This is a genomic window from Pseudomonas sp. C321 (genome assembly GCF_055407105.1).
Genome location: NZ_JBUZRB010000001.1, coordinates 488982 through 513012 on the forward strand (window position 1 = coordinate 488982; position 24031 = coordinate 513012).

The following is a 24031-nucleotide window of genomic DNA, read 5'->3' on the forward strand; positions in this document are numbered from 1 at the left end:
GCGCAAACCCCAAAAAGCGTGTTTCATAAAAGGGCGTGGATTCTAACGAAAAAACCCGCGACAAGCGCGGGTTTCTTCCAAGCGGAGCAGCACCGCTTACATACGCTGCAGATCACGCTGGGCCAACTGAGCGGCGGATGTACCCGGATATTGGGCCACCACTTGCTGCAGAATGCCTTTGACCTTGTCGGCATGACCCAAGCGGCGCTCTACGTCAGCAAGCTTGTACAGCGAGTCAGGCACCTTGGCGTGCTTTGGGTAGAGCTGGCTGACCTTGGCAAAAGCCTGGCCTGCACCTTGCAGATCACCCTTGGCCAGGTTCACCTCACCCAACCAGTATTGGGCATTGCCCGCATACTGACTGTTCGGGTATTTGCGCAGGAAAGCGGCGAAAGCCAGGCTGGCCTTGTCGAAATCCTTTGCCTTGATCAGGTCGAAGGCTGCGTCGTAGTACAGCTTTTCCTTCGCTGGATCACCCGGTTCACTGCTGGCGGCAGGGGCCTGGCTGGCAGCCCCAGCCCCCGCAGCTGCACCACCGGCGGCGCTTGCGGCGCCACCGGCAGAAGAATTATCAGGAGTGGCGGCTGGTGTAACGCCGGTTCCTATGCGCCTATCAAGATCCTGGTATCGCTCCAGGCCTTCTTGTTTCAGGCGATTTACTTCATTTTGCAGAACTTCAATGGTGCCTTGTTGCTGCGCCAATTGATCCTGCATACGTTGCAGCTGGTTGAACAGCTCGCCCTGTGCCGAAGGAGGGGCCGTAACCCCACCTCCGGCATAGGCGCCGTTCGTGCCATAACCTGCTGGCGGATAGCTGCTCCCGCTATTGTTATAGCCAGAGTTGCTATCTTCCACAGGAACCGCAGCCCACACCGCAAGCGGTGCGAGGCTGAGAGCCAATACAGTTACAACACGACGGCACGTTCGCATGACGAATTACTTACGCAGTTCGACGCGACGGTTTTGAGCCCAGGATTGCTCGTCGTTGCCGGTAGCAACTGGACGCTCTTCACCGTAGGAAACCAGTTCCAGCTGAGCTGGGGAAACGCCTTGCAGTACCATGTAGCGCTGAACGGCTTTAGCACGACGCTCGCCCAGAGCCATGTTGTACTCACGAGTACCACGTTCGTCGGTGTTACCTTCCAGAACAACGCGAGCGCCGTTAGCTTTCAGGTCTTTGGCGTGAACGTCCAGAGCGCGCATGGCTTCTGGCTTCAGGTCCGAACTGTCGTATTCGAAGTAGAAAGTGGTGATAGCGCGCAGAGCAGCTTCTTCGCTCAGGGAGCCGTCAACTGCACCAGTGTTAGCGCCGTAACCAGCGTTTGGATCAACAGCTGCGCCTTCACCGGCATTGTCGCCGCCTTTAGACGAGCAACCAACGGCTACGGACAAAGCCAGAGCCAGAGCAGCAAACTTACCAAACTTCAGCATTTCCATCGTGAAACTCCTAATGAACCCCAGTGTGTTAAGCAAATCTTGTAGCGCCGCGTCAGTTCAGGTAAGGGGACCAGGACGGTTCTCTGACTTCGCCTTGTGCGGTAGGAAGCGGGAGCCTTACGCGTCCATTAATGGACACGAGCATCAAGACTCCCCGGCCCTGCTGGCGGGTGGCGTAGATTACCATGGTGCCGTTGGGCGCAACAGTAGGCGACTCATCAAGAGTGCTCTCTGTAAGGATTTTTACGCTTCCGCGCTGCAAATCCTGGGCCGCAACCTTGAAATTAGTGAAGCCTTCCTGACGATGGATCATCACCAGGGTCTTTTCATCGGCCGAAAGCTTCGGATTGGCGTTGTAGTTACCAATAAAAGTCACACGTTCGGCACCACCACCGCTGACACTGCTTTTATAGATTTGCGGCTTGCCGCCACGGTCGGAGGTGAAGTAGATGGTTGAACCATCCTTGCCCCAGAACGGTTCGGTGTTGATGCCAGGACCATTGGTGACACGGCTGATCTGGCGCGAACCAAGGTTCATCACGTAGATATCCGGGTTACCGTCCTTAGACAGTACGAATGCCAGGCGATTGCCATCCGGCGACCACGCAGGCGCGCCGTTCAGGCCTTCAAAATTGGTGATTTGCTCGCGGCGACCGGTGTCGATGTGCTGAACGAAGATGCGCGGACGCTTCTGTTCAAACGACACGTAGGCAATACGCTTGCCATCCGGCGCGAAGCGCGGCGACAGGATTGGCTCACGGGACTGCAACAGGGTCACCGCACGGGCACCGTCGTAGTCCGAACGCTGCAGGGTGTAGCGAGTGTTGTTCACCGAAAAACGCTCGGCTGTCACGTACAGTATGCGAGTGGAGAACGCACCTTTGATACCGACCAGCTTTTCAAACGACTGGTCGGCAATGTAGTGCGCCATGTCCCGCAGTTGATCGACACTTCCCGAAACGCTACCGGTCAGCACTTGTTGCTCGGTGGCAACGTTGAACAGGGCGTATTGCACCTGCAGGCGACCACCGGCCGGAACGATGCTACCCACCATCAGGTACTGGGCACCCAAGGCCTTCCAGTCACGGTAGATGACTTCGCTGGCCTGGGTCGGCTGGCTGATCATGTTCTGTTTTGGAATTGGCGAGTAGTAACCCGAGTTACGCAGGTCATTACCAATGATTTCCGCCATGTCGTCCGGCAGTACGCTACCGCCCTGCCAGCCAAACGGTACAACAGCAATCGGAGTGGCCCGATCGCTACCGCTGGTGACCAGGATGTTCTTTTCATCCGCCGCCGCTATCCCTGCCATGCAGCAAATAACGACAAGCATTCCTCGAAGAAGGTTTCTCACAAGGCTAGATCCTCAGGTGTGAATGTCATCTTGAATGAACGATAGGGAGCGAAGTCGCTTGGTTTCATTCCCTGCATCTCGGTCAACCGGCCAATATTCTTGACCGCTGCAACCGCGGAACTGTCGAACGAACCATCACCACTGGACTTGGCCACACTGACCGAAGTCACCGTACCGTCCGGCAACATGCCGATCTGCAGCACTACTGTCATGCCTTTGCGCGCCGACGGTGGGCGTGCCCAACCTTCCGCTGCCCGTGCTCGAATCAGATCGTCGAAACTGCCCGCGACTTCATCACCAAGTTCATCGGCCAAGGCCTGCTGACGCTGAGGCGTGTCGGAAAGCAAATCGGCCAAGGCCTGGGCCTTTTTGTCTTCGGTCGATTTACGCGCTGCGTCCTGCGCCTTTTTCTTGGCCGCATCAGCAGAGGCTTTCTTCTTCGCATCGTCGGCGACTTTTTTCTTCGCCTCGTCTGCTTCAGTTTTCTTCTTGGCGTCGTCCGCGGCTTTTTTCTTCGCGTCTTCGACTATCTTTTTCTTAGCCTCTTCAGCGGCCTTTTTCTTGGCCTCTTCTTCGGCAGCTTTCTTGGCTTCTTCTTCAGATTTTTTCTTGGCTACATCAGCCAACTGTTTCTCTTCAGCCTTTTTGGCTTCGGCAGCTTTATCGGCTTTTTTGGCTTCATCAGCCTTTTTAGCCTCGTCGGCTTTCTTCGCTTCGTCAGACTTTTTAGCTTCCTCGGCCTTTTGAGCAGACTCTTCTTTCTTTTGTTCCGCAGCCTTCACCGCTTCCTGCTCGACCTTCTTCTGTTCCATCTGTTCGACTTCAGTCTGGCGCGCAGCCGACTTCTGGGCCTCACCCGCAATCTTCTGATTGGTCTGGGTGGTGGCCTGACTTTTCGATTTCAGTTGATACAGGGTCGCCTGCACGATCGGCTTGGCTGGAGGCAGGTCCGGTGTCATGGCAAAGCTGACGAACAGCATGCCAAACGCCAGGACGTGCAGGGCAATTGCCCAAACGCTAGGCCAAAAGAAGCTTTCCGAAGCGGACGGCTCTCGCTGTTGGTGCATCAGGGCGCCTCGGTAATCAAGCCAACATTACCGACCCCAGCCTTCTGCAGGCCGCCCATGGCACCCATCACGGACCCGTAGTCAACGACCTTGTCGCCACGAATGAACACCTGGGTGTGCTTGCCGCCTTCGTTGCCGGCGCGAATGATCTTGGTCACTGCCTCGGTCATCTGCGGCAAGGTCATGGCCTTGTCTTGCTGTTTCTGGGTATCGACTTCGCTGCCAAGGTTCCAGTAATAGGTCTTGTCAGCCTTGATCGAAATGGTCAGGACCTGGGTGTTGTTGTCTTGCGGCAAGGCTTCACTGGAAACCTTGGGCAGATCAACCTTCACGCCCTGATTGAGCATCGGCGCGGTCACCATGAAGATAACCAGCAGCACCAGCATCACGTCGATGTAAGGCACTACGTTCATCTCGGCGACCGGCTTGCGCTTTTTCCGAGCTCGAGCGATTAAAGCCATTGGGAATTACCTGCTTATTCTTCGCTGGTGTGCACTTTACGGTGCAGGATCGCCTGGAATTCATCGGCGAAGGTGTAGTAACGGCTGATCAAGGTTTCGCCGCGAGCAGCAAAACGGTTGTAGGCGATTACTGCGGGAATGGCAGCGAACAGACCGATGGCCGTGGCGATCAGGGCTTCGGCGATACCGGGGGCCACAGTGGCCAGGGTCGCTTGTTGGGCCGTAGCCAAGCCGCGGAAGGAGTTCATGATCCCCCACACGGTACCAAACAGACCGATGTACGGGCTGACGGAACCGACGGTGGCGAGAAACGGCAGGCTCTGCTCCAGTTTCTCTTCTTCACGGGAAATAGCAACGCGCATGGCACGGGCCACGCCTTCCATGACCGCTTCCGGATCAACACCCGGCTGCTGGCGCAGACGGGAGAATTCCTTGAACCCGGCGCGGAAGATTTGCTCCACGCCCGAATCCGGGTCCGGGTTGCTGCCGGCCTGACGGTACAGTTTGGACAGGTCGATACCCGACCAGAAGCGCTCCTCGAAGCTCTCCAGGGCACGTCGAGCGGCGCGCAGCAGGTTGCTGCGCTGAAAAATCATGACCCATGAGGTAACCGATGCGGCTACCAGGATCAGCATCACCAGTTGAACCACGACACTGGCATTGCTGACCAAGCTCCACATGGAGGAATGGTCGACGACGTTAGCTTCCACGCTTTATCTCCTGCTCTGAATGTTTACCCGCGCCGCTCACGGCGGCAAAGGCCGCACGTAGAGCTTCGGGAATGGCCCGGGGTTTCAAACTATTGGTGCGCACACAGGCCACCAGGAACTGCCCCTCACAGAGCAGCGTTGCATCCGTAGCCCGCCTGACCTGCTGTTTAAAGCGCAGGCTGGCACGGTTCAATTCGGTTATTTGCGCACTGACCAGCAGTTCATCGTCCAGTCGCGCCGGCGCGTAGTAACGGGCCTCGCTGGAATGCACGACGAACAACAGGTCCTCCCCTGCAAGCGTGGATTGGGCAAAGCCCATCTCCCGTAGCCGCTCGGTTCGAGCCCGCTCCATGAACTTGAGATAATTGACGTAATACACGATGCCGCCAGCATCGGTGTCCTCGTAATAAACGCGACAACGATGTGTGAACGACTGATCCCCGTTTTGCGCGCGCATACTCTAGTGCTTACTCCTCAGGTTGCCAATCCGGCCAGGCAACTGTTTTTGCATTCTCTGACACATTTCTAACGAAAGAATGACGACACCAGCCACTAGGACAGCACAAACGTCGAATAAATCGACTCGCCACGCCTTTTTAATCGTCTACCGCATCAAGGAATTCGTCTACCACGGGCATCTCCCCCAATCGTGACGGAATGTTTAACCCGAAGTGCAAGTACGCATGCCGGGTCACTACGCGGCCCCTCGGCGTACGCATGATATAGCCCTGCTGGATCAGGTAAGGCTCCAGCACGTCCTCGATGGTATGTCGCTCTTCACTGATGGCCGCCGCGAGGCTGTCCACACCCACAGGGCCACCGTCGAACTTCTCGATCATGGTCAACAGCAAGCGCCGGTCTTGATGGTCGAAACCATGCTCATCGATATCCAGCAGGTTGAGCGCTCGGTCGGCGACGGCCTTGGTGATATGGCCATTGGCGCGCACTTCAGCAAAGTCCCTTACCCGACGCAACAAACGGTTGGCAATACGCGGCGTCCCACGGGCGCGACGGGCGATTTCGTAGCCGCCATCAGGGTCCAGCGGCAAACCGAGAATCCCCGCGGAACGACCGACAATAGTCGCCAGGTCGGCAGTGCTATAGAACTCTAGACGTTGAACAATGCCGAAACGGTCTCGCAGCGGATTGGTCAGCATCCCGGCACGAGTGGTCGCGCCCACCAGGGTAAAGGGAGGCAAGTCGAGCTTGATCGAGCGCGCCGCCGGCCCTTCGCCGATCATGATGTCCAGCTGAAAGTCTTCCATGGCCGGGTACAACACTTCTTCGACGATAGGCGAGAGCCGGTGGATCTCGTCGATAAACAGCACATCATGAGGCTCAAGGTTGGTCAGCAGCGCCGCCAGGTCGCCCGGACGCTCCAGTACCGGCCCAGAGGTGCTCTTGATCGACACACCCATTTCCTGGGCAATGATGTTGGCCAGGGTAGTCTTGCCCAGGCCCGGCGGACCGAAGATCAACGTGTGGTCCAGGGACTCGTTACGCCCGCGCGCAGCCTGGATGAACAGCTCCATCTGCTCGCGCACGGTGGGCTGGCCAATGTATTCGGCAAGGCTCAGGGGGCGAATGGCCCGATCCTGTACTTCTTCACGGTCGCGAGGGCCGGTGGCCGCAATCAGACGATCAGCTTCAATCACTTAAATCATTCCCTTCAGGGCGCGGCGGATCATGTCTTCACTGCTCAGGTTCTTGTCCTTGATCGCTGACACCGCCTTACTGGCCTCCTGAGGCTTGTAGCCCAGGGAAATCAGCGCGCTGACTGCATCACTCTCGGCGCTGGCCACCGGCACACCCGGAGCATCCGGTTGATTGGGTACCAGGGCAAACATGCTCGGCACGACCTCCCAACCCTTGAAGCGGTCCTTGAGTTCCACCAGCAGTCGCTCGGCGGTTTTCTTGCCGACACCCGGCACCTTGGTCAACGCCGACGTGTCCTGGGCCGAGACGCAGCGCACCAGCTCATCGACTTCCAGGCTCGACATCAAGGCCAGGGCCAGTTTTGGCCCGACGCCGTTGAGACGAATCAGCTCGCGGAAAAAATCACGATCGCGCTTGCCAATAAAACCATAGAGCAATTGCGCGTCTTCGCGCACCACCAGGTGCGTGTGCAAGGTCAGCGGCTCGCCGACCGACGGTAGGCGATAGAGAGTGGTCATGGGCACTTCCAACTCATACCCCAGCCCGTTTACATCCAGAATCAGGTGCGGCGGCTGTTTTTCAGCCAAGGTGCCGCGCAAGCGTCCAATCACGTTTCAGATCCTTAAAGCTTCAGTCAGATCAGGGCCTGACCTGGAATAACGTAGCCATGTCGGCCGACAACACAGGCCGTCTCATGCGCCACATGCAAAATGATTGCGCTGATGCTATCAGAGACGCAGCCGCCCGCCACGACTGCGTGCCGCGCCCAATCCATGAGGCAGCAGGCTGGAACGGGTATGGGCGTGACAAATGGCAATGGCCAGGGCATCGGAGGCGTCGATCTGCGGTTTGGCAGTGAGCTTAAGCATGTGCATGACCATCATCTGCACCTGATCTTTATTGGCGGCCCCAGTGCCGACGACCGCTTGCTTGACCTGAGTCGCAGTGTATTCGGCGATCTCCATGCCTTCCTCGGCACCGGCAACAATGGCGGCGCCACGGGCCTGGCCCAGCTTCAAGGCAGAATCGGCGTTTTTAGCCATAAAGACCTTTTCAATGCCCATGGTCACCGGGCCGTAGGTCTGGATCACTTCACGCACGCCGCGATAGACAATCTGCAAACGCTCGGCCAACTCGCCAGAGCCCGTACGGATGCAACCCGAGGCGACGTAGACACAGCCTCGCGGGGTATCTTGGACCACCCCAAAGCCGGTAATTCGCGAACCGGGGTCGATACCTAGGATAAGAGTCATAACGCCTGCGATTTTATAGAAATGAGGCGCCAGCAACGACACCATTCTCTTGTAGGAGCGAGCTTGCTCGCGAAAGAACCGAGAGCGCCGTTGGCTTTCAGGTTCCCAGCGTTATCGTTAACAATCTTCGCGAGCAAGCTCGCTCCTACAGGGGCATTCAGCCGAGCTGTTCGGCCACGGACTCCGGAATATCGGCGTTGGAGTAGACGTTCTGCACGTCATCCAGGTCTTCCAGCATGTCGAGCAACTTCAGCACCTTCTCGGCGCCTTCCAGATCCAGCTCCGCGCTGGTGGTCGGCAGCATGACGATTTCCGCATCGGTACCCTTGAAGCCGGCGGCTTCCAGGGCATTGCGCACGGAATAGAAGCCGGCGAACGAGGTAAACACGTCGATGGAACCGTCTTCGTTGGTCACCACGTCGTCGGCGTCGGCCTCCATGGCCGCTTCCATCAGCGCATCTTCGTCAACGCCTGGCGCAAAGGAAATCTGCCCCTTGCGCTCGAACAAATAAGCCACCGAACCATCAGTGCCCAGGTTACCGCCGCACTTGCTGAACGCATGGCGCACTGCCGCCGCAGTACGGTTGCGGTTATCGGTCATACATTCGACCATCACCGCCACGCCACCGGGACCATAGCCTTCGTAGCTCAGTTCGACCATATCGTCGGTTTCGGCCGCACCGGCACCACGGGCCACGGCGCGATCAATGATATCGCGGCTCATGTTGGCGCCCAGGGCCTTGTCCAGCGCCAGGCGCAGACGCGGATTGGAGCCCGGATCAGCGCCACCCTGGCGGGCAGCGACGGTCAGTTCGCGAATCCACTTGGTAAAGATCTTGCCCTTCTTGGCATCCTGACGCTCTTTGCGGTGCTTGATGTTCGCCCACTTGGAATGGCCAGCCATAACACAACTCCGAAATTCTCTAGAAACTTTAACGATCCCGCCCCAGGCAGGACTTCTTTCTTTAACGCAAAGCCCTTGTAACGCAAAGGCGCATCCGAAGATGCGCCTTTTTGACTGCGTAAACCTTATCGCGCTTTCACGCAGCAGCCTTACTCAGCCTTCGGCGCTTCACGCAGACGGATGTGCAGCTCGCGCAAAGCCTTGGCATCCACCACACTCGGTGCTTGCGTCATCACGCAGGCAGCACTCTGAGTTTTCGGGAAGGCGATCACTTCACGGATCGACTGCGCACCGGTCATCAGCATCACCAGGCGGTCAAGGCCGAAGGCCAGGCCGCCGTGGGGTGGCGCGCCGTATTTCAGGGCGTCGAGCAGGAAGCCGAATTTCTCTTCCTGTTCCGCTTCGCTGATACCCAGCAGGCGGAAGACCGATTGCTGCATATCCTTGCGGTGGATACGGATCGAACCGCCACCCAGTTCAGTACCGTTCAGCACCATGTCGTAGGCACGGGACAGCGCGGTGGCCGGGCTGGCCTCCAACTCTTGCGGGGTGCACTTGGGCGCAGTGAACGGGTGGTGCAAGGCGCTGAAGCTGCCGTCGTCGTTCTCTTCGAACATCGGGAAGTCGACGACCCACATTGGCGCCCATTCGCAGGTCAGCAGGTTCAGGTCGTTGCCGACCTTGATCCGCAGTGCGCCCAGGGCTTCGCTGACGATCTTCGACTTGTCGGCGCCGAAGAACACGATGTCGCCGTCGACCGCGCCAACGCGGTCAAGGATCACATTGAGGTTGGCTTCAGGGATGTTCTTGACGATTGGCGACTGTAGGCCTTCAACACCCTTGGCGCGCTCATTGACCTTGATATACGCCAGGCCCCTGGCACCGTAGATGCCGACGAACTTGGTGTAATCGTCGATCTGCTTGCGCGCAATGCTCGCCCCGCCAGGAACGCGCAAGGCAGCGATGCGGCATTTCGGGTCGTTGGCCGGGCCGCTGAACACCTTGAAGTCGACGTCCTTGAGTTGATCGGCAACGTCCACCAGTTCCAGCGGGTTACGCAGGTCCGGTTTGTCGGAACCGTAACGGCGCATGGCCTCGTCCCAGGTCATGTGCGGGAACTCACCGAATTCCAGACCCAGCACTTCCTTGAACAGGTTGCGGATCATGCCTTCGGTCAAGCCCATGATGTCTTTTTCATCGAGGAAGCTGGTCTCGATGTCGATCTGGGTGAATTCCGGCTGGCGGTCGGCCCGCAGGTCTTCGTCACGGAAGCACTTGGCGATCTGGTAGTAACGGTCGAAACCGGCAACCATCAGCAGTTGCTTGAACAGTTGCGGCGATTGCGGCAAGGCGAAGAAGGAACCGGCGTGGGTACGGCTCGGCACCAGGTAGTCACGAGCGCCTTCCGGAGTCGCACGGGTGAGGATCGGCGTCTCGACGTCGAGGAAGCCGTTCTCGTCCAGGTAGCGACGGATGCTGGTGGTCATGCGCGAACGCAGGCGCAGTTTCTCCAGCATTTCCGGACGACGCAGGTCGATGAAGCGATAGCGCAGGCGGGTTTCTTCGCCAACGTCGGAGAACTCGTTGAGCGGGAACGGCGGGGTTTCCGCTTCGTTCAGCACTTCCAGCTCGTAACCCAAAACCTCGATCATGCCCGACGCCATGTTGACGTTGCCGGCACCGGCTGGACGCAGGCGTACCTTGCCGGTGATCTTGACCACGTACTCGCTGCGCACGCGGTCGGCGGCGGCGAAGGTTTCGGCGCGGTCCGGGTCGAACACCACTTGGGCCAGACCGTCACGATCACGGATATCGAGGAAGATCACCCCGCCGTGGTCGCGGCGACGGTGAACCCATCCGCACAGGGTGATTTCCTGACCTTCCAGGGTCTCGTTCAGTTGGCCGCAATAGTGGCTGCGCATCATGATAGTGGTTTCACTTCTCGTAATTCGAAATTCGGTGGAGGTCTTGCTTAACTCAGCACCTTAAGTCAGGCACCGGATAATGCAAGCGCTCGCGCGTAGAGTTCAACTCAGTCTGCTTTGTCGCCGCCGGCCAAATTCTTCTTCGAGCCGGTCTTGAAGTCGGTCTCGTACCAGCCAGAACCGCTCAAGCGAAAGCCCGGCATGGACAACATCTTTTTAAGCTCTGGCGCCTGACAAGCAGGGCAATCGACCAACGGCGCGGCGCTGATCTTTTGAATGGCTTCCAACTGATGACCACAGGAAGCGCATTGATAGTCGTACATGGGCATGGAGATGTCTCGGCGATCAGGTCACTGCTGCGCTGCGCTCTGACCCGGACCTTGGAAAAAAGCCCGGCATGCGCAGCAAAGGGCGGGATTATATCTGGTAAATCGAGGCTGTGCAGCCGTAGTGGTGCCAAGCTCTTTATAGAGAACCTGTCAGCCCGGTTTCTGCCCGATACCCAACCCTGCCGTCAGCAGGAAGCCTGCGTGGCAGGAAAGGTAGACAGGCGAGTGACGACCAAAAACGCCACTCGCCAGCGTGACTTACTGACTATCGAGCAGCGAACGCAACATCCATGCAGTTTTCTCGTGAACCTGCATGCGCTGGGTCAACAAATCCGCAGTGGGCTCGTCACTGACTTTATCGAGCAACGGGAAGATTCCGCGCGCAGTCCGGGTAACAGCTTCCTGACCCTGGACAAGTTGCTTGATCATGTCTTCAGCACTGGGCACACCCTCTTCTTCCTTGATGGATGAAAGACGGGCATAGACAGAGTACGCGCCAGGCGCTGGAAAACCCAAGGCACGAATACGTTCGGCAATTAAATCAACTGCCAGCGCCAGCTCGTTATATTGCTCTTCAAACATCAAGTGCAACGTACGAAACATCGGACCAGTCACGTTCCAATGGAAGTTATGGGTTTTCAGGTAAAGTACATAGGTATCTGAAAGCAGCCGTGAAAGTCCGTCAACAATGGATTTACGATCTTCTTCACTGATACCAATATCGATTGCCATGTTTATCCCCTTCAATTAATGGAAATTCATTGATCAGGTGCAGGACCACTCTAGCAAGAGTATCGGCCTTGTGCAGCCCGGCACCTATGCGCGAGGTGCGGCAAATCGCCTTTTGCAGCGCGCGCAACAGCAGCAGGCAAGTCTTCTCCCATGGCAAAAAAACGTACTGTGGGCGAAAAAAGCACTGCACCCGTCTAGGACGCGCGTTTGCAGGAGAAATGCCGTGGCCGTCGTAATGGCCTGAAACGCTTGATTTGAGAAGGCACAGGCTTTGCTGTTAAATAGGCAGCGTGTCGCTGCCGCTATTTTCCCGCGTTCAGCGCATAGGCTGATACCCGCGCACGTGCCCAACGCCTCCCATTGTTCAGAAGCGAACCGTGCCAGTCAGCTCTTCCTTGTGATCCGTCTTAACGTGAGTTAATCAAAATGTTGAAAATCGTCCACCTGCTAACGGGCGCTGCAGCTTTGCTGCTGTCCTTTACCCCTAGTCTGCGAACCGAAACCCTACCCTACCTGCAACAACCCGATGCTCTGTACCTGGCCTTTTTCGGCCTTATTAACCTGACACTGGCTCCAGTCATTCCTTACTGGAACAAAGGCCCGCGTCATCAACTGCAAAATCTGGTCAGCGCCCTGCTGGTGCTGGCTGTCGTCGTGCAAACCCTTACCCTGCTGGCGCCAATGCCTGAAGTCGGTGGTCATCCGGCTGTCCTGCTCAGCCTGGTGATCGCACTGATTGCTATCGTTCTTCATCTGGCCATCAGCTTCTACCGTTCGTCCCCGGCCGCCGCATCGCAAAGCTACGACATGACCAACCGGGATACCGGGACCGTCAAGTGGTTCAACACTTCCAAAGGCTTCGGCTTTATTTCTCGGGATTCGGGCGACGATATCTTCGTCCACTTCCGGGCCATCCGTGGCGAAGGCCATCGCGTCCTGGTCGAAGGCCAACGCGTGGAGTTCTCCGTGATGAACCGTGACAAGGGCCTGCAAGCTGAAGACGTGATCGCCGCCTTGCCGCGTCGCTGATTTCAGCCTGCAAAAAAAGAAACCGCGATGCAGCCAACGCTGGATCGCGGTTTTTTATTGTCTGGGGTTTAACCCGGCCAATCAGTAATGGGGCGGCGGCGCCTCTTCTTCGGACGACTCGAATTGGCCGCCCATCTCTTCCTGGCGCTTGAGCAACGCGGACATCTGCAACTGCAGGCGTTCGACCGCCCGCTGCTGGGTGACCAGAATATCGTTCAAGGTCTCAATGGTGTCGTCCTGAAAAGCCAGTCGGCTCTCAAGCTCCGTCACGCGATCTTGCAGTTCCATGGTTCAGTCCTGCGCAAAAATAAAATCGGGAGGCAGTAGCTCGCGCAAACGCGCACGAATCACCGCTACCTGTTCTTCGGTATAAGGTTGCGCCGGATGCTTGCCCCAGACGGGAGCAGGCCAGGCGGCATCATCACGCTTGCGCACGATCACGTGCACATGCAGTTGGCTGACAACATTGCCCAAGGCACCGATGTTCATTTTGTCGGCAGCAAACCCGTCATTAAGCAATTGCGCCAAAGCAGTGCTTTCCTGCCACACCTGTTGCTGGTCAGCGACATCCAACTCAAACACTTCGCTGATACCGTTGATGCGTGGCACCAGGATGAGCCAAAGGTAATTCGAGTCATTGGACAGCAGTAGGCGGCACAGGGGGAAATCCCCAATGGGCAGCGTGTCATTTTGCAGACGTGGATCTAAGGCGAACACCGCAGTCACTCCGTTCGGCTGGTCAGGTTTCAGGTGCCCAGCATACCTGCGAATGGGCCGTGCTTCACCGCCAATGCTGCGGTAACTATCGAGTCAACCAGGCGGCCGAGCACCTCGCACCAAAATGAGTCATTTATGCCCCGTATCGTGCAAGGTTCATCCGCCGATTACTCACTGCACGGGGTGGATGGGTAACGTTTTTCGTTGGCGCCTGATTTATGCCCCTGCAAAAAGGAGCAACACCCGACCGTCAAGGCCAAACTAAACGGCGCAAAAAGCCCGTGTTTATGCGGTTTTTACAGTGCCACGGAGCTTTTCACGAAAAAATGACATTCAGTTACCGGTTTGTGCACGCTTGTTGCATTCCCACCCATATCGTCGGCAACGGCACCCAGCAGGAAGCAGGTGTTTCACGGCAGAAAACAACAGTGAGTCAATGCGCACCAAGGAAGTTTTGTGACTTCGAACGCGGTATTTTTTACCGAGGTTCGGGGTATTAAAAACCGCATTGGAGTTGTCAGTCTGATTACACACAGACTGTAAATTTGCGACATGGACCTAGCAATTTACGACAGCCTCGTAAAGAAGCTGCAAGGATAGATCGGCAAGTATCGCCAACATTGTCAGCGTGCTATAAGTTTGCGCTGATACAAAAAAGAAAGAGCCGCCCAGACAAAAATACAGGTGGGACGGCAGTACTCTTCCTAAAAACCAAAGGAGCAAATCACGATGCGCGTGATGAAGTGGAGCATTATCGCCCTGGCTGTTTCAGCAGGTACCTCGCAGTTCGCAATGGCGTCCGCTCAAGACGATGCCAAGGGCTTTGTTGAAGACAGCACATTCAGCATCAACACTCGCCTTCTGAACTTCCGCCGGGACAACCGTAATAACGTCGGTGGCACAAGCTACACCAACGAAACCGGTCTGGGCTTCAACGGCCTGTACCAGTCGGGCTTTACCCAAGGCACCATCGGTGTGGGTGTCGACGTCATCGGCCTGCTGGGCGTGAAACTGGACAGCGGCAAAGGTCGTAATGGCACAGGCTTGTTCCCTGAGGGCGAAGATGGTCGTTCGCAGGATCAGTACTCCAAAGGCGGCGGCGCCATCAAGTTCCGTCTCTCTAACACCGTTCTGAAGGTCGGCGACCAGTACACCACCGCGCCGGTGTTCGCTTCCGACGACAGCCGCTTGCTACCGGAACTGCCGCAAGGTCTCTCGATCACCAGTAACGAGATCAAAGACCTCAAACTCGAAGCAGGTCACTTCACTTCGAGCGTTGCGCAGTCTCAAACCTTCAAAGACAGCATCCTCGACTTCCCTGAGACCTCCCGTGGTATCAAGGAAGCCAATTTCGTGGGCGGCGTCTACGCCTGGACTCCCGAGTTCACCACCAGCCTCTACTACTCGAAAGTCGAAGACTACTGGCGCAAATACTACGCCAACGTCAACTGGACCCATGCCCTCAGCGATGACCAGTCACTGGCTTTCGACTTCAACATCTACGATACCAAGAGCGAAGGTGCTGGCCTGCAACGCGCCTACAACGATGACGTCACCAAAATCGACAACCGCGCGTTCAGCTTGCAGGGTGCCTACACCATCGGTGCACACACCTTCACTCTGGCCGCTCAGAAGGTCTCTGGTGACGGCGACTACGCCTACGGCATCGACGGCGGCGGCTCAGTGTTCCTGGCCAACTCCATTGCACGTTCCGACTTCAACGCCGAAGGTGAGAAGTCCTACCAAGCTCGTTACGACATCAACATGGCCACCTTTGGTGTACCAGGTCTGAGCTTCATGACTCGTTACGTAACAGGTAGCGGCGCGAACACCGCCACGACCTCGAACGGCAAAGAGTGGGAACGCGACATCGAAGCCAAATACGTGATTCAGGAAGGCCCGGCTAAAGACCTGAGCCTGCGTATACGTCAAGCGACATATCGTTCGTCTGATGGCGTTTACTACGGTTCGTCGTCCATCGACGAACTGCGTCTGATCGCGCAATACCCGCTGAACATCTTGTAATTAGCCGCTTAATTACAACGATGACTCAGGGCCTCGGCCCTAAATAAAAAGCCGCTCACTTATTACAAGTGAGCGGCTTTTTTATTGCGGTTATATTTCTACGCGGCAATAACTAGCAAGCTAACTATCGAGTTTGCGTGTTCAGATCAAACCTGATCATTCGGCCAAGTTCAATCCACAAACCTGTTATTACTTGGCAGGCGCTTCCTGCATAACGCGAATAACTCGCTGCGGAAATGGAATATCAATCCCAGCCGTTTTCAAACGATCCCGCGCCAGTTCATTAAACATGAACATCACATCCCAGTAATCCGCAGTCTTGGTCCAAACCCGCAGGGAAACGGTAATTGAACTGTCACCCAAGGTCGATACCACCGCTACCGGCTCAGGATCAGCCAATACTCGTGGGTCCTTGGCCAGTTCCAGCAACACTTCCCGGGCTTTCTGCAGGTCGGCTTCATAGTCGACACCCACGTCAAACACCACTTTGCGGGTAGGTTGGCGGTTAGTGTTAGTGATGATGCCGTTGGACAGAATACCGTTGGGCACGATGACCGTCTTGTTGTCACCCGTACGGATCACGGTATGGAAGATCTGGATGCTGTCGACAGTACCCGCGGTGCCTTGGGCTTCGATCCAGTCGCCGATGCGGAACGGGCGAAACAGCAGAATCAGCACGCCACCGGCGAAGTTCGCCAGGCTGCCTTGCAATGCCAGGCCAATGGCCAGGGTCGCCGCACCGATCGCCGCGACGAACGAAGTGGTTTCCACACCAATCATCGAGGCCACGCTGACGATCAGCATCACCTTGAGGATGATGTTCGCCAGACTGGTGACGAAGCCCTGCAGCGCCATGTCGGCATTGCGCATGGCCAGTAAACGGCCCATCTTGTGGGTCAGCTTATTGATCAACCACCAGCCAACGGCCAGGGTGATGACGGCCAGCAATACCCGACTGCCGTATTCCATGATCATCGGGATCCAGGCCTGGGAAGCCTTGATCAATTGGTCCACTTCAGCGTTTAAATCCATCTACTTTCTCCTGTTAAGCGGGTGTGCTGCTTTTATGGTGCCCACAGCAATCGAGCCCCGAAGGGCTCAATCGTTTCTGCAGGTTCTGGGGCTTGGGACGTCGAAAACACCCGCAGGTTCCCCAATGCGCTATCAGTCGCGGAAATTATTGAACTGCAGCGGCATGTCGAAAGTCTTGGCGCGCAAGGCGGCAATGGCGTCTTGCAGGTCGTCACGCTTCTTGCCGGTGATACGCACCTGTTCGCCCTGGATGGCGGCCTGGACCTTGAGCTTGGCGTCCTTGACGTGGGCGACGATTTTTTTCGCCATCTCCTTGTCGATACCTTCCTTGAGTACGGCTTCCTGCTTCATCAGCTTGCCGGAGGCGTAGGCGTCCTTGACTTCAAGGCACTGCACGTCGATCTTGCGCTTGACCAGTGCCAGCTTGAGGATCTCGATCATCGCTTCCAGCTGGAAATCGGCTTCAGCGGTCAGGTTAACAGTCAGGTCCTTTTCCTTGAACTCAAAGCTGCCCTTGCCTTTCAAGTCATAGCGACGGTCCAGTTCCTTGACGGCGTTCTCGACGGCGTTGGTGACTTCGTGTTTGTCCAGTTCGGATACCACGTCGAACGACGGCATGTAGTTTCTCCAATAAAAAAGGGGCGCGGCTCAGTAGAGATGGAGCAGGCCTGGCTTGCGGGTAAAATGCGCGGCCATTATAACGGTTCTTTACCCTCCTTCACTGTGAGCTTTTTCGGAGCAAAAACTGATGTCGACCACCTGGCATGTCCTTGGTGCTGGCAGTCTCGGGACTTTGTGGGCCGCGCGCCTGGCGCGTGCGGGCCTTCCTGTCAGGTTGATCCTGCGTGACAAGGCCCGCCTTGCGAGCTATCAGGCAGTTTCGGGGCTGACCCTGGTTGAGCAGGGCCAAGCCCGTACCTACCCTGTCACCGGCGAAACCATCGACAGCCCGGAACCCATTCATCGGCTACTGGTAGCGTGCAAAGCCTATGACGCCCCAGGCGCCGTCGCACAGCTTGAACATCGCCTGGCGCCCGACGCCGAGTTGATTCTCCTGCAAAACGGCCTCGGCAGCCAGGATGCGGTCGCCGCTCAACTGCCCCAGGCACGCTGCATTTTCGCCTCCAGCACCGAAGGTGCTTTTCGCGAAAGCGACTGGCGTGTGGTCTTTGCTGGCCATGGCTACACCTGGCTGGGTGACGCCAGCCACCCCACTGCACCGCTTTGGCTGGACGATCTGCGCGGCGCAGGTATTCCCCATGAATGGAACACCGACATCCTTACTCGCCTGTGGCGAAAACTGGCACTCAACTGCGCGATCAATCCGCTGACGGTGCTGCACCAATGCCGCAACGGCGGCCTGCAAGACCATCAGTGTGAAGTGGCGACGTTATGTGCCGAGCTGGCCGAACTGCTGGAATGCTGCGGCCAGCCTGCGGCAGCGCAGGACCTGCAGGCAGAAGTGGAAAGGGTGATCCAGGCCACGGCGGCTAATTATTCCTCGATGTATCAGGACGTCGCCAATGGACGGCGCACCGAAATCAGCTATTTGCTGGGCTATGCTTGCCAGGCGGCCGCGCGCCATCAGTTGAGCCTGCCACACCTGCAACAACTGCAAGTGCGGCTGGTAAACCACCTGAACGCACACGGATTGCCCAGCGACTGAAGCACGCGCTACCCTGCCTCCTTGTTCCTTGCCTGCGAAAACCCTGATGCCACTGCGCCAGCGCCTCGAAAATCTACCGGTTGGGCAGAAACTGCTGGCGGCCCTGCTGGTGCTGCTGACCACCGTGCTACTGGTGGCCAACCTGACCTTTATCAGCGCCGCCTACTGGATCTCCCAGGAAAGCATGGCACCCCAGGCCTTGCAGGCCATCGGCCGGCTGGTCTCCAACCCGGCGCTCGCCACCGAAGCCCTGGACTCACCCGTCAAGGCGCAAACCCTGCTCAACGAGCTGACCAGCTATTCGCCGCTGCGGGCCGCTGCGCTGTACGACGGCGAAGGCAATCGCCTGGCGCAATTGCAACACGGTGATCGCCTGCACCTGCCGGACAACTACCGGAACATCGAAGCCTGGCGTGTCACCGAATTTCGCAACAACCAGGTGATCACCCTACCCAGCCCCGGCAAACCTTCAGGGCATTTGTTGTTGGTGGCCACCAGCGAACTACCGATAGCCTTCTATACCGGCACCTTGACCGCCAGCCTGGGCATCTTGATTTTCAGTGTGCTGTTGTGGATGGTGATTGCCCGGCAGATCAAGCGCCTGATTACCCGACCGATCCATGAACTGGAAGAGCTGTCACGCCAGGTCACCCGGGAAGAGAACTACGCCTTGCGCGCCAGTCGCGGCAACCATGACGAAATCGGCAGCCTGGCCGAAGCCTTCAACACCATGCTTTCGCGCATCGAAGCCCGTGAGCAGCAGCTCAAGCGCGCTCGGGACGACTCCCAGGCCGCCTATGACCAGGCTCAAGCCCTGGCCGAGGAAACCCGCCACACCAACCGCAAGCTGGAGCTGGAAGTCCAGGTACGCAGCAAGATCGAGAAAAAACTCACGGGTTTCCAGAACTACCTGAATAGCATCATCGACTCGATGCCGTCGGCGCTGATCGCCCTGGACGAACAACTCTACGTCACCCAATGGAACCAGGAGGCCAGCGCACTTTCCGGCACCCGCCTGAACGAGGCGTTGAACCAGCCGATCTTCCTCGCCTTCGAACCGCTCAAGCCGTACCTGCCGCAACTCAAGGCAACGGTGGAACAACACACCGTGGAGCGAATCGAGCGCGTTACCTGGATCAAGGGCGACGAACCCAAGCATTACGCCCTGACCTTCTACCCACTGATGGGTGGTGCCGGACGCGGGGTGGTGATCCGTATCGATGACATCACCCAGCGCCTGTCCCTGGAAGAAATGATGGTGCAGTCGGAGAAGATGTTGTCCGTCGGTGGCCTCGCCGCTGGCATGGCCCACGAAATCAATAACCCGCTGGGGGCAATCCTGCATAACGTGCAGAACATCCGCCGCCGCTTGTCAGCGGAACTGCCGAAAAATCTTGAACACGCCAAACAGGTGGGCGTCGAACTGGACACGGTCAATCGCTACCTGCAAAGCCGTGAAGTTCCGCAACTGCTCGACGGTATCCAGCAGGCCGGTGCCCGCGCGGCAAAAATCGTCACCCATATGCTAAGTTTCAGCCGTCTCAGCAACCGCCAGATGGCCCCCTGCGACTTGCCGGCGTTGATCGATCAGGCGGTGGATATCGCCGGCAACGACTTCGACCTGACCATAGGCTTCGACTTCAAGGGTCAGGCGATCATTCGCCAGTTCGACCCGCTGCTTGGCCCAGTACCCGGTACCGCCAACGAACTGGAGCAAGTGCTGCTCAACCTGTTGAAAAACGCAGCACAGGCCATCCACTTGCGGGGCGAAGACAGCGAGCCTGGGCGCATCATCCTGCGCACCCGGCTCAACCCGCCGTGGGCAGAGATCCAGGTGGAAGACAACGGCATCGGCATGAGCGAAAACGTGCGCAAACGCACCTTCGAACCGTTCTTCACCACCAAGGAAATTGGCCAAGGCACCGGGCTTGGGCTATCGGTCTCGTATTTCATCATCACCAACAATCACAAGGGCCAGATGGAAGTCCATTCGACTCAGGGCCAAGGCACGTGCTTCACCTTGCGCCTGCCCTTGGCGGGCAGCCAGCTCGCCCCTCACGAACTCACTCAACTGGAGCGCTAACCATGGGCTTTCGCCTGTCGAAAATTTACACCCGTACCGGCGACAAGGGCGAAACGGGCCTGGGCGACGGCCGCCGTGTGCCCAAGGATCACCCACGGGTGGAGGCCATTGGCGAAGTCGATGCGCTGAACAGCCAGCTGGGTTTGCTGCTGGCCGGGCTTGAGGAACAGAGTGGTCAGCATCCGGCCTTGAAGGATGTGATCGAAGTGCTGACACCTTGCCAACACCGCTTGTTCGACCTGGGCGGTGAGTTGGCGATGCCGGTGTACAAGGCACTCAATGCAGCCGAAGTTGACCGGCTAGAGGCCGCAATTGACCGCTGGAACGAAGAGGTTGGCTCGCTGGAAAACTTCATCCTGCCCGGCGGTTCGGCATTGATTGCCCAGGCCCATGTGTGCCGGAGCCTGGCCCGCAGTGCCGAGCGCCGCTGCCAGCATCTAAACGCAGTAGAGCCGCTGGATGGCGTAGGCCTGGCCTATATCAACCGGCTATCAGACTTGCTGTTTGTGGCGGCGCGGGTGATTGCCAAGCGCCAGGGAGTGGCCGAGATTTTATGGCAGGCGGCGGCGAAGCCTCATTGATGGTCAGGTGATTTCGCCCCCCGTAGCTGTCGAGCTACAGCGAGGCTGCGTTGGGGACGACTTGTGCTGGGGGCGGTGTGGCCGACGTAGCCTCGCTGGGGCTCGACAACTACGTCCACGCCTGGCGCCTCAAACTTCAGGCCAGAACGCCCGAATGCCTGCCACACCTTGAGCACCGGTTTCCCAGGCGTTTTCCAGCTCGGCGGGCCCAACGCCACCTAATAGAAACACCGGTTTGCTAAACCCGCTGATCAGCTGCGCCGCCTGCTCCCAACCCAACGGCTGTGCATCAGGGTGAGTCTGGGTCGGTTGCACGGGCGACAGCGTGACAAAATCCACATCCATCAACTCGGCCAGCGCCAGCTCTTCGGCATCGTGGCAGGACGCCGCCAGCCAACGATCCTTAGGCAGCGGCCGGCCCTTGCTGGCGTACTTGCGCAGTTGCGCCGAGGTCATGTGCCAGCCAGCCGAGGGAAAATCTCCCAGCCACTCAAACGGCCCCTTGAGCATCAGTTGTGCCTTACCCGCACACAGACCCACAGCGTCCACCGCCAAGTCGCGGTATTTGGGGTCGTAACCATTGGGCGCACGTAACTGAACCAGTTTGATGCCGCCGGCAATGGCTTTCTGGATACCGCGCAGCAGGGTCGGGGTTTCCAGTTCACCGGGAGTGATCAGGTAGTGGGCAGGCAACCGCGCCGCTGCGACGATCGGCGCATTGGCCGCCGGGAACTCATAGTTCACCAGGTCCCGTGGAGCAACCCACTCAAGTGGCTGCCCTTCGGCGCCATGGGGCTCGCCGGTAAAGGCCGAGACTTCCCAGACATCCAGCAACACCTGCTTGTCCGGGTAATCATGTTGCACCTTGATCAACGGCCGGGCCGCGGTGACCAGAATGCCCAGCTCTTCCTGCAGCTCTCGGCTCAGCGCCGTGGCAACCGATTCACCGGCCTCCACCTTACCGCCGGGAAACTCCCAGAGACCGCCCTGATGCTGGATGTCGGCACGACGTGCCAGCAGAATCCTGCCGTCTACGCCCCGGATGACCGCTGCTGCTACATGAACTCGTTTCACCGTACTACTTCCTCTAAACCGGCCTTATGCCAGGCCTTGAAGGCCGGCCATTGGTAAATCGTCTCGACGTAGGCCGCGTCCACTGCCGACAGCTCTACCTGATAGGTACGCAGGCGTACGGCGATTGGGGCGAAATACGCATCCACCAGGCAGGCACCGCCAAACAGGAATGGGCCAGTCTCAGTGGCAACGGCGCGGCACTCGGCCCACAAGGCGGTCATGCGCTGGACTTCCACCTGCACATCAGCCGGCACCGGTGACAGTGGCGCGTTGTGGCTCAGGTCAAACGACATATTGCCGCGAATCGCGAAGAAACCACTGTGCATCTGCGCGCAGGCCGAGCGGGCCTGGGCACGGGCGGCAATGTCTTTTGGCCACAATTGGGCGCCGGGAAATTGTTCATTCAGGTATTCAGCAATTGCCAGGGAGTCGCCAATCACCCCGTGCTCGGTTTTCAACAGCGGTACTTTGCCGGTGGGCGAGTATTTGAGAACGCGCTCGCGGGTGTCCGGTTGATTGAGCTTGATCAGTTCTTCGCTGTAGTCAACGCCAGTCAGCTCAAGGGCCAAGGCTGCACGCAAGGACCAGGAAGAATAGAGTTTGTCGCCGATGATCAGGTGCAGGCTCATGGTGATCGTCCTTTGCATGAGAGTGAGCAGGCCCGCCGCCTTGAGGGACGGGCCTATGACGCAGGTATCAGGTGCGGTATTCCGCGTTGATCTTCACATACTCGTGGGACAGATCGGTGGTCCAGATGGTTTCGCTGCACTCACCACGACCCAGCTCGATGCGGATGGTGATTTCTTCACGCTGCATCACCGCCGAACCCTGAGCTTCGGTGTAGGTCGCAGCACGGGCGCCACGGCTGGCGATGCACACTTCGCCGAGGAACACGTCGATCTTGCTCACGTCCAGATTGGGTACGCCGGCACGGCCGACAGCAGCCAGGATGCGGCCCCAGTTCGGGTCCGAGGCAAACAGCGCAGTCTTGATCAGCGGCGAATGGGCCACGGTATAGCCCACATCCAGGCATTCCTGGTGATTGCCGCCACCGTTGACTTCAACGGTGACGAATTTGGTTGCACCTTCGCCGTCGCGCACGATGGCCTGGGCCACGTCCATGCACACTTCGAACACCGCCTGCTTCAACGCCGCGAACAACGGGCCGGCGGACGAGGTGATTTCCGGCAGGTTGGCCTTGCCAGTGGCGATCAACATGCAGCAATCGTTGGTCGAGGTGTCGCCGTCGATGGTGATGCGGTTGAACGACTTGTTGGCGCCGTCCAGCAGCAGGTTTTGCAACACGTCACGGGAGACTTTGGCGTCGGTGGCGATATAGCCGAGCATGGTCGCCATGTTCGGGCGGATCATCCCGGCGCCTTTGCTGATACCGGTGACGGTGATGGTCACGCCTTCGTGCTCAAACTGGCGGCTCGCGCCTTTGGGCAGGGTATCGGTGGTCATGATCCCGGTGGCAGCAGCCGCCCAGTTGTCCACGGACAGGTCATCGAGTGCAGCTTGCAAGGCACCTTCGATTTTCTCCACAGGCAGCGGCTCACCGATCACGCCGGTGGAGTACGGCAGCACTAGATTGGCATCGACACCAGTCAGTTCAGCCAGCTTGGCGCAGGTACGCGCGGCAGCGGCCAGGCCTGGCTCGCCGGTACCGGCGTTGGCATTGCCGGTGTTGGTCAACAGGTAGCGCACCGGGCCTTCGACCCGTTGTTTGGCCAGGATCACCGGAGCTGCGCAAAACGCGTTCAGGGTGAATACGCCGGCGACGGTCGAGCCTTCGGCACAGCGCATCACCACTACATCCTTGCGCCCCGGACGTTTGATGCCGGCCGAAGCAATACCGAGTTCAAAACCGGCAACCGGGTGCAACGTAGGCAAAGGACCAAGACCAACAGCCATGAATGCGCTCCTTAAAATGTTTGATGTCTGCGCCGTCGTCATCGACGGTGATTAAATGGCAAAACGCCGCGACGGCTGATGC

General features: G+C 58.0%; 26 protein-coding genes. 5 read left to right on the plus strand and 21 right to left on the minus strand.

Annotation, left to right across the window (positions count from 1 at the left end):
* Positions 1 to 96: 96 nt before the first annotated feature.
* The 14 genes from ybgF to ACZRJ6_RS02355 form a co-directional block, all read right to left on the minus strand.
* Positions 97 to 930: a tol-pal system protein YbgF gene (gene ybgF, locus ACZRJ6_RS02290; protein ID WP_463966912.1), complete on the minus strand. Its 834-nt coding sequence runs from the start codon at positions 928 to 930 to the stop codon at positions 97 to 99.
* A 6-nt stretch (positions 931 to 936) separates the two neighbouring features.
* The gene (gene pal / locus ACZRJ6_RS02295) at positions 937 to 1437 is read right to left on the minus strand and encodes a peptidoglycan-associated lipoprotein Pal (RefSeq protein ID WP_133099567.1); all 501 of its coding nucleotides are present in this window, start codon (positions 1435 to 1437) and stop codon (positions 937 to 939) included.
* A gap of 52 nt (positions 1438 to 1489) precedes the next feature.
* Positions 1490 to 2770, minus strand: coding sequence for a Tol-Pal system beta propeller repeat protein TolB (tolB, locus tag ACZRJ6_RS02300; RefSeq protein ID WP_178114441.1), 1281 nt, complete (start codon positions 2768 to 2770; stop codon positions 1490 to 1492).
* 17 nt (positions 2771 to 2787) lie between these two features.
* Positions 2788 to 3858: a cell envelope integrity protein TolA gene (tolA, locus tag ACZRJ6_RS02305; protein ID WP_463966913.1), complete on the minus strand. Its 1071-nt coding sequence runs from the start codon at positions 3856 to 3858 to the stop codon at positions 2788 to 2790.
* Positions 3858 to 4310 carry a protein TolR gene (gene tolR / locus ACZRJ6_RS02310; protein WP_178114448.1) on the minus strand — a complete coding sequence of 151 codons (453 nt, stop codon included), beginning with the start codon at positions 4308 to 4310 and terminating at the stop codon, positions 3858 to 3860. The genes tolA and tolR overlap by 1 nt, the downstream gene beginning before the upstream one ends.
* Positions 4311 to 4333: 23 nt before the next feature.
* Positions 4334 to 5029 (minus strand): protein TolQ, encoded by a 696-nt coding sequence (tolQ, locus tag ACZRJ6_RS02315; protein WP_133099571.1) that lies wholly within the window; start codon positions 5027 to 5029, stop codon positions 4334 to 4336.
* On the minus strand, positions 5019 to 5486 hold the full coding sequence (gene ybgC, locus ACZRJ6_RS02320; RefSeq protein ID WP_149411979.1) for a tol-pal system-associated acyl-CoA thioesterase: 468 nt from the start codon (positions 5484 to 5486) through the stop codon (positions 5019 to 5021). The genes tolQ and ybgC overlap by 11 nt, the downstream gene beginning before the upstream one ends.
* A 139-nt stretch (positions 5487 to 5625) precedes the next feature.
* Positions 5626 to 6684, minus strand: a complete 1059-nt coding sequence (gene ruvB / locus ACZRJ6_RS02325; RefSeq protein WP_463966914.1) for a Holliday junction branch migration DNA helicase RuvB — start codon at positions 6682 to 6684, stop codon at positions 5626 to 5628.
* Positions 6685 to 7296 carry a Holliday junction branch migration protein RuvA gene (ruvA, locus tag ACZRJ6_RS02330; RefSeq protein ID WP_149411977.1) on the minus strand — a complete coding sequence of 204 codons (612 nt, stop codon included), beginning with the start codon at positions 7294 to 7296 and terminating at the stop codon, positions 6685 to 6687.
* A 117-nt stretch (positions 7297 to 7413) separates the two neighbouring features.
* Positions 7414 to 7938: a crossover junction endodeoxyribonuclease RuvC gene (gene ruvC, locus ACZRJ6_RS02335; protein WP_133099575.1), complete on the minus strand. Its 525-nt coding sequence runs from the start codon at positions 7936 to 7938 to the stop codon at positions 7414 to 7416.
* Positions 7939 to 8095: 157 nt separating this feature from the next.
* Positions 8096 to 8842: a YebC/PmpR family DNA-binding transcriptional regulator gene (locus ACZRJ6_RS02340; RefSeq protein ID WP_463966915.1), complete on the minus strand. Its 747-nt coding sequence runs from the start codon at positions 8840 to 8842 to the stop codon at positions 8096 to 8098.
* A gap of 149 nt (positions 8843 to 8991) precedes the next feature.
* A complete protein-coding gene (gene aspS / locus ACZRJ6_RS02345) occupies positions 8992 to 10767 on the minus strand; it encodes an aspartate--tRNA ligase (RefSeq protein WP_463966916.1) in 1776 nt (591 codons plus the stop codon).
* A gap of 107 nt (positions 10768 to 10874) precedes the next feature.
* Entirely contained in the window at positions 10875 to 11096 is a 222-nt protein-coding gene (locus tag ACZRJ6_RS02350; RefSeq protein WP_010208103.1) for an FmdB family zinc ribbon protein, read from the minus strand.
* A 258-nt stretch (positions 11097 to 11354) separates the two neighbouring features.
* Positions 11355 to 11828: a Dps family protein gene (locus ACZRJ6_RS02355; RefSeq protein ID WP_463966917.1), complete on the minus strand. Its 474-nt coding sequence runs from the start codon at positions 11826 to 11828 to the stop codon at positions 11355 to 11357.
* 426 nt (positions 11829 to 12254) lie between these two features.
* Here ACZRJ6_RS02355 and ACZRJ6_RS02360 point away from each other — a divergent pair, with 426 nt between their 5' ends.
* Positions 12255 to 12857, plus strand: a complete 603-nt coding sequence (locus ACZRJ6_RS02360) for a cold-shock protein (protein WP_463966918.1) — start codon at positions 12255 to 12257, stop codon at positions 12855 to 12857.
* 81 nt (positions 12858 to 12938) lie between these two features.
* Here ACZRJ6_RS02360 and ACZRJ6_RS02365 read toward each other — a convergent pair whose 3' ends face one another.
* Together ACZRJ6_RS02365 and ACZRJ6_RS02370 are read right to left on the minus strand one after the other, a co-directional pair.
* On the minus strand, positions 12939 to 13145 hold the full coding sequence (locus ACZRJ6_RS02365; RefSeq protein WP_133099580.1) for a SlyX family protein: 207 nt from the start codon (positions 13143 to 13145) through the stop codon (positions 12939 to 12941).
* 3 nt (positions 13146 to 13148) lie between these two features.
* The gene (locus ACZRJ6_RS02370) at positions 13149 to 13574 is read right to left on the minus strand and encodes an HIT domain-containing protein (protein ID WP_463966919.1); all 426 of its coding nucleotides are present in this window, start codon (positions 13572 to 13574) and stop codon (positions 13149 to 13151) included.
* A 729-nt stretch (positions 13575 to 14303) separates the two neighbouring features.
* Here ACZRJ6_RS02370 and ACZRJ6_RS02375 point away from each other — a divergent pair.
* Positions 14304 to 15599 (plus strand): OprD family porin, encoded by a 1296-nt coding sequence (locus tag ACZRJ6_RS02375; RefSeq protein ID WP_463966920.1) that lies wholly within the window; start codon positions 14304 to 14306, stop codon positions 15597 to 15599.
* A gap of 189 nt (positions 15600 to 15788) precedes the next feature.
* Here ACZRJ6_RS02375 and ACZRJ6_RS02380 read toward each other — a convergent pair whose 3' ends face one another.
* Positions 15789 to 16631 carry a mechanosensitive ion channel family protein gene (locus ACZRJ6_RS02380; RefSeq protein WP_463966921.1) on the minus strand — a complete coding sequence of 281 codons (843 nt, stop codon included), beginning with the start codon at positions 16629 to 16631 and terminating at the stop codon, positions 15789 to 15791.
* A gap of 132 nt (positions 16632 to 16763) precedes the next feature.
* Complete coding sequence (locus ACZRJ6_RS02385) at positions 16764 to 17249, minus strand: YajQ family cyclic di-GMP-binding protein (protein WP_133099584.1); 486 nt, start codon at positions 17247 to 17249, stop codon at positions 16764 to 16766.
* A gap of 130 nt (positions 17250 to 17379) precedes the next feature.
* Between ACZRJ6_RS02385 and ACZRJ6_RS02390 the strand changes: the two genes are divergently transcribed.
* Genes ACZRJ6_RS02390 through ACZRJ6_RS02400 form a run of 3 tightly spaced genes read left to right on the plus strand, consistent with a single transcriptional unit; the run spans position 17380 to position 20961 of the window.
* On the plus strand, positions 17380 to 18297 hold the full coding sequence (locus tag ACZRJ6_RS02390) for a putative 2-dehydropantoate 2-reductase (RefSeq protein ID WP_463966922.1): 918 nt from the start codon (positions 17380 to 17382) through the stop codon (positions 18295 to 18297).
* A 46-nt stretch (positions 18298 to 18343) separates the two neighbouring features.
* Positions 18344 to 20380 (plus strand): sensor histidine kinase, encoded by a 2037-nt coding sequence (locus ACZRJ6_RS02395; protein WP_463966923.1) that lies wholly within the window; start codon positions 18344 to 18346, stop codon positions 20378 to 20380.
* 2 nt (positions 20381 to 20382) lie between these two features.
* The gene (locus tag ACZRJ6_RS02400) at positions 20383 to 20961 is read left to right on the plus strand and encodes a cob(I)yrinic acid a,c-diamide adenosyltransferase (RefSeq protein ID WP_463966924.1); all 579 of its coding nucleotides are present in this window, start codon (positions 20383 to 20385) and stop codon (positions 20959 to 20961) included.
* Positions 20962 to 21090: 129 nt separating this feature from the next.
* Here ACZRJ6_RS02400 and ACZRJ6_RS02405 read toward each other — a convergent pair whose 3' ends face one another.
* From ACZRJ6_RS02405 to argJ, 3 genes are all read right to left on the minus strand, one after another.
* Complete coding sequence (locus ACZRJ6_RS02405; RefSeq protein WP_463966925.1) at positions 21091 to 22035, minus strand: Nudix family hydrolase; 945 nt, start codon at positions 22033 to 22035, stop codon at positions 21091 to 21093.
* Positions 22032 to 22664 (minus strand): glutathione S-transferase family protein, encoded by a 633-nt coding sequence (locus ACZRJ6_RS02410; protein ID WP_463966926.1) that lies wholly within the window; start codon positions 22662 to 22664, stop codon positions 22032 to 22034. The genes ACZRJ6_RS02405 and ACZRJ6_RS02410 overlap by 4 nt, the downstream gene beginning before the upstream one ends.
* A 67-nt stretch (positions 22665 to 22731) precedes the next feature.
* Positions 22732 to 23949 (minus strand): bifunctional glutamate N-acetyltransferase/amino-acid acetyltransferase ArgJ, encoded by a 1218-nt coding sequence (gene argJ, locus ACZRJ6_RS02415; RefSeq protein ID WP_149411966.1) that lies wholly within the window; start codon positions 23947 to 23949, stop codon positions 22732 to 22734.
* Between the last annotated feature and the right edge of the window lie 82 nt (positions 23950 to 24031).

Bases quoted from the DNA above. Each gene is read 5' to 3' on its own strand.
- ACZRJ6_RS02355 (WP_463966917.1), bottom strand. From the start codon at position 11,828: ATGGCAATCGATATTGGTATCAGTGAAGAAGATCGTAAATCCATTGTT.
- tolA (WP_463966913.1), bottom strand. From the start codon at position 3,858: ATGCACCAACAGCGAGAGCCGTCCGCTTCGGAAAGCTTCTTTTGGCCT.
- ACZRJ6_RS02400 (WP_463966924.1), top strand. From the start codon at position 20,383: ATGGGCTTTCGCCTGTCGAAAATTTACACCCGTACCGGCGACAAGGGC.
- ACZRJ6_RS02360 (WP_463966918.1), top strand. From the start codon at position 12,255: ATGTTGAAAATCGTCCACCTGCTAACGGGCGCTGCAGCTTTGCTGCTG.
- ybgC (WP_149411979.1), bottom strand. From the start codon at position 5,486: ATGCGCGCGCAAAACGGGGATCAGTCGTTCACACATCGTTGTCGCGTT.
- ruvC (WP_133099575.1), bottom strand. From the start codon at position 7,938: ATGACTCTTATCCTAGGTATCGACCCCGGTTCGCGAATTACCGGCTTT.
- aspS (WP_463966916.1), bottom strand. From the start codon at position 10,767: ATGATGCGCAGCCACTATTGCGGCCAACTGAACGAGACCCTGGAAGGT.
- ybgF (WP_463966912.1), bottom strand. From the start codon at position 930: ATGCGAACGTGCCGTCGTGTTGTAACTGTATTGGCTCTCAGCCTCGCA.
- ACZRJ6_RS02410 (WP_463966926.1), bottom strand. From the start codon at position 22,664: ATGAGCCTGCACCTGATCATCGGCGACAAACTCTATTCTTCCTGGTCC.
- argJ (WP_149411966.1), bottom strand. From the start codon at position 23,949: ATGGCTGTTGGTCTTGGTCCTTTGCCTACGTTGCACCCGGTTGCCGGT.
- ACZRJ6_RS02365 (WP_133099580.1), bottom strand. From the start codon at position 13,145: ATGGAACTGCAAGATCGCGTGACGGAGCTTGAGAGCCGACTGGCTTTT.
- ACZRJ6_RS02350 (WP_010208103.1), bottom strand. From the start codon at position 11,096: ATGCCCATGTACGACTATCAATGCGCTTCCTGTGGTCATCAGTTGGAA.
- ACZRJ6_RS02385 (WP_133099584.1), bottom strand. From the start codon at position 17,249: ATGCCGTCGTTCGACGTGGTATCCGAACTGGACAAACACGAAGTCACC.
- pal (WP_133099567.1), bottom strand. From the start codon at position 1,437: ATGGAAATGCTGAAGTTTGGTAAGTTTGCTGCTCTGGCTCTGGCTTTG.
- ACZRJ6_RS02375 (WP_463966920.1), top strand. From the start codon at position 14,304: ATGCGCGTGATGAAGTGGAGCATTATCGCCCTGGCTGTTTCAGCAGGT.
- ACZRJ6_RS02380 (WP_463966921.1), bottom strand. From the start codon at position 16,631: ATGGATTTAAACGCTGAAGTGGACCAATTGATCAAGGCTTCCCAGGCC.
- tolB (WP_178114441.1), bottom strand. From the start codon at position 2,770: ATGCTTGTCGTTATTTGCTGCATGGCAGGGATAGCGGCGGCGGATGAA.
- ACZRJ6_RS02390 (WP_463966922.1), top strand. From the start codon at position 17,380: ATGTCGACCACCTGGCATGTCCTTGGTGCTGGCAGTCTCGGGACTTTG.
- ACZRJ6_RS02340 (WP_463966915.1), bottom strand. From the start codon at position 8,842: ATGGCTGGCCATTCCAAGTGGGCGAACATCAAGCACCGCAAAGAGCGT.
- ACZRJ6_RS02395 (WP_463966923.1), top strand. From the start codon at position 18,344: ATGCCACTGCGCCAGCGCCTCGAAAATCTACCGGTTGGGCAGAAACTG.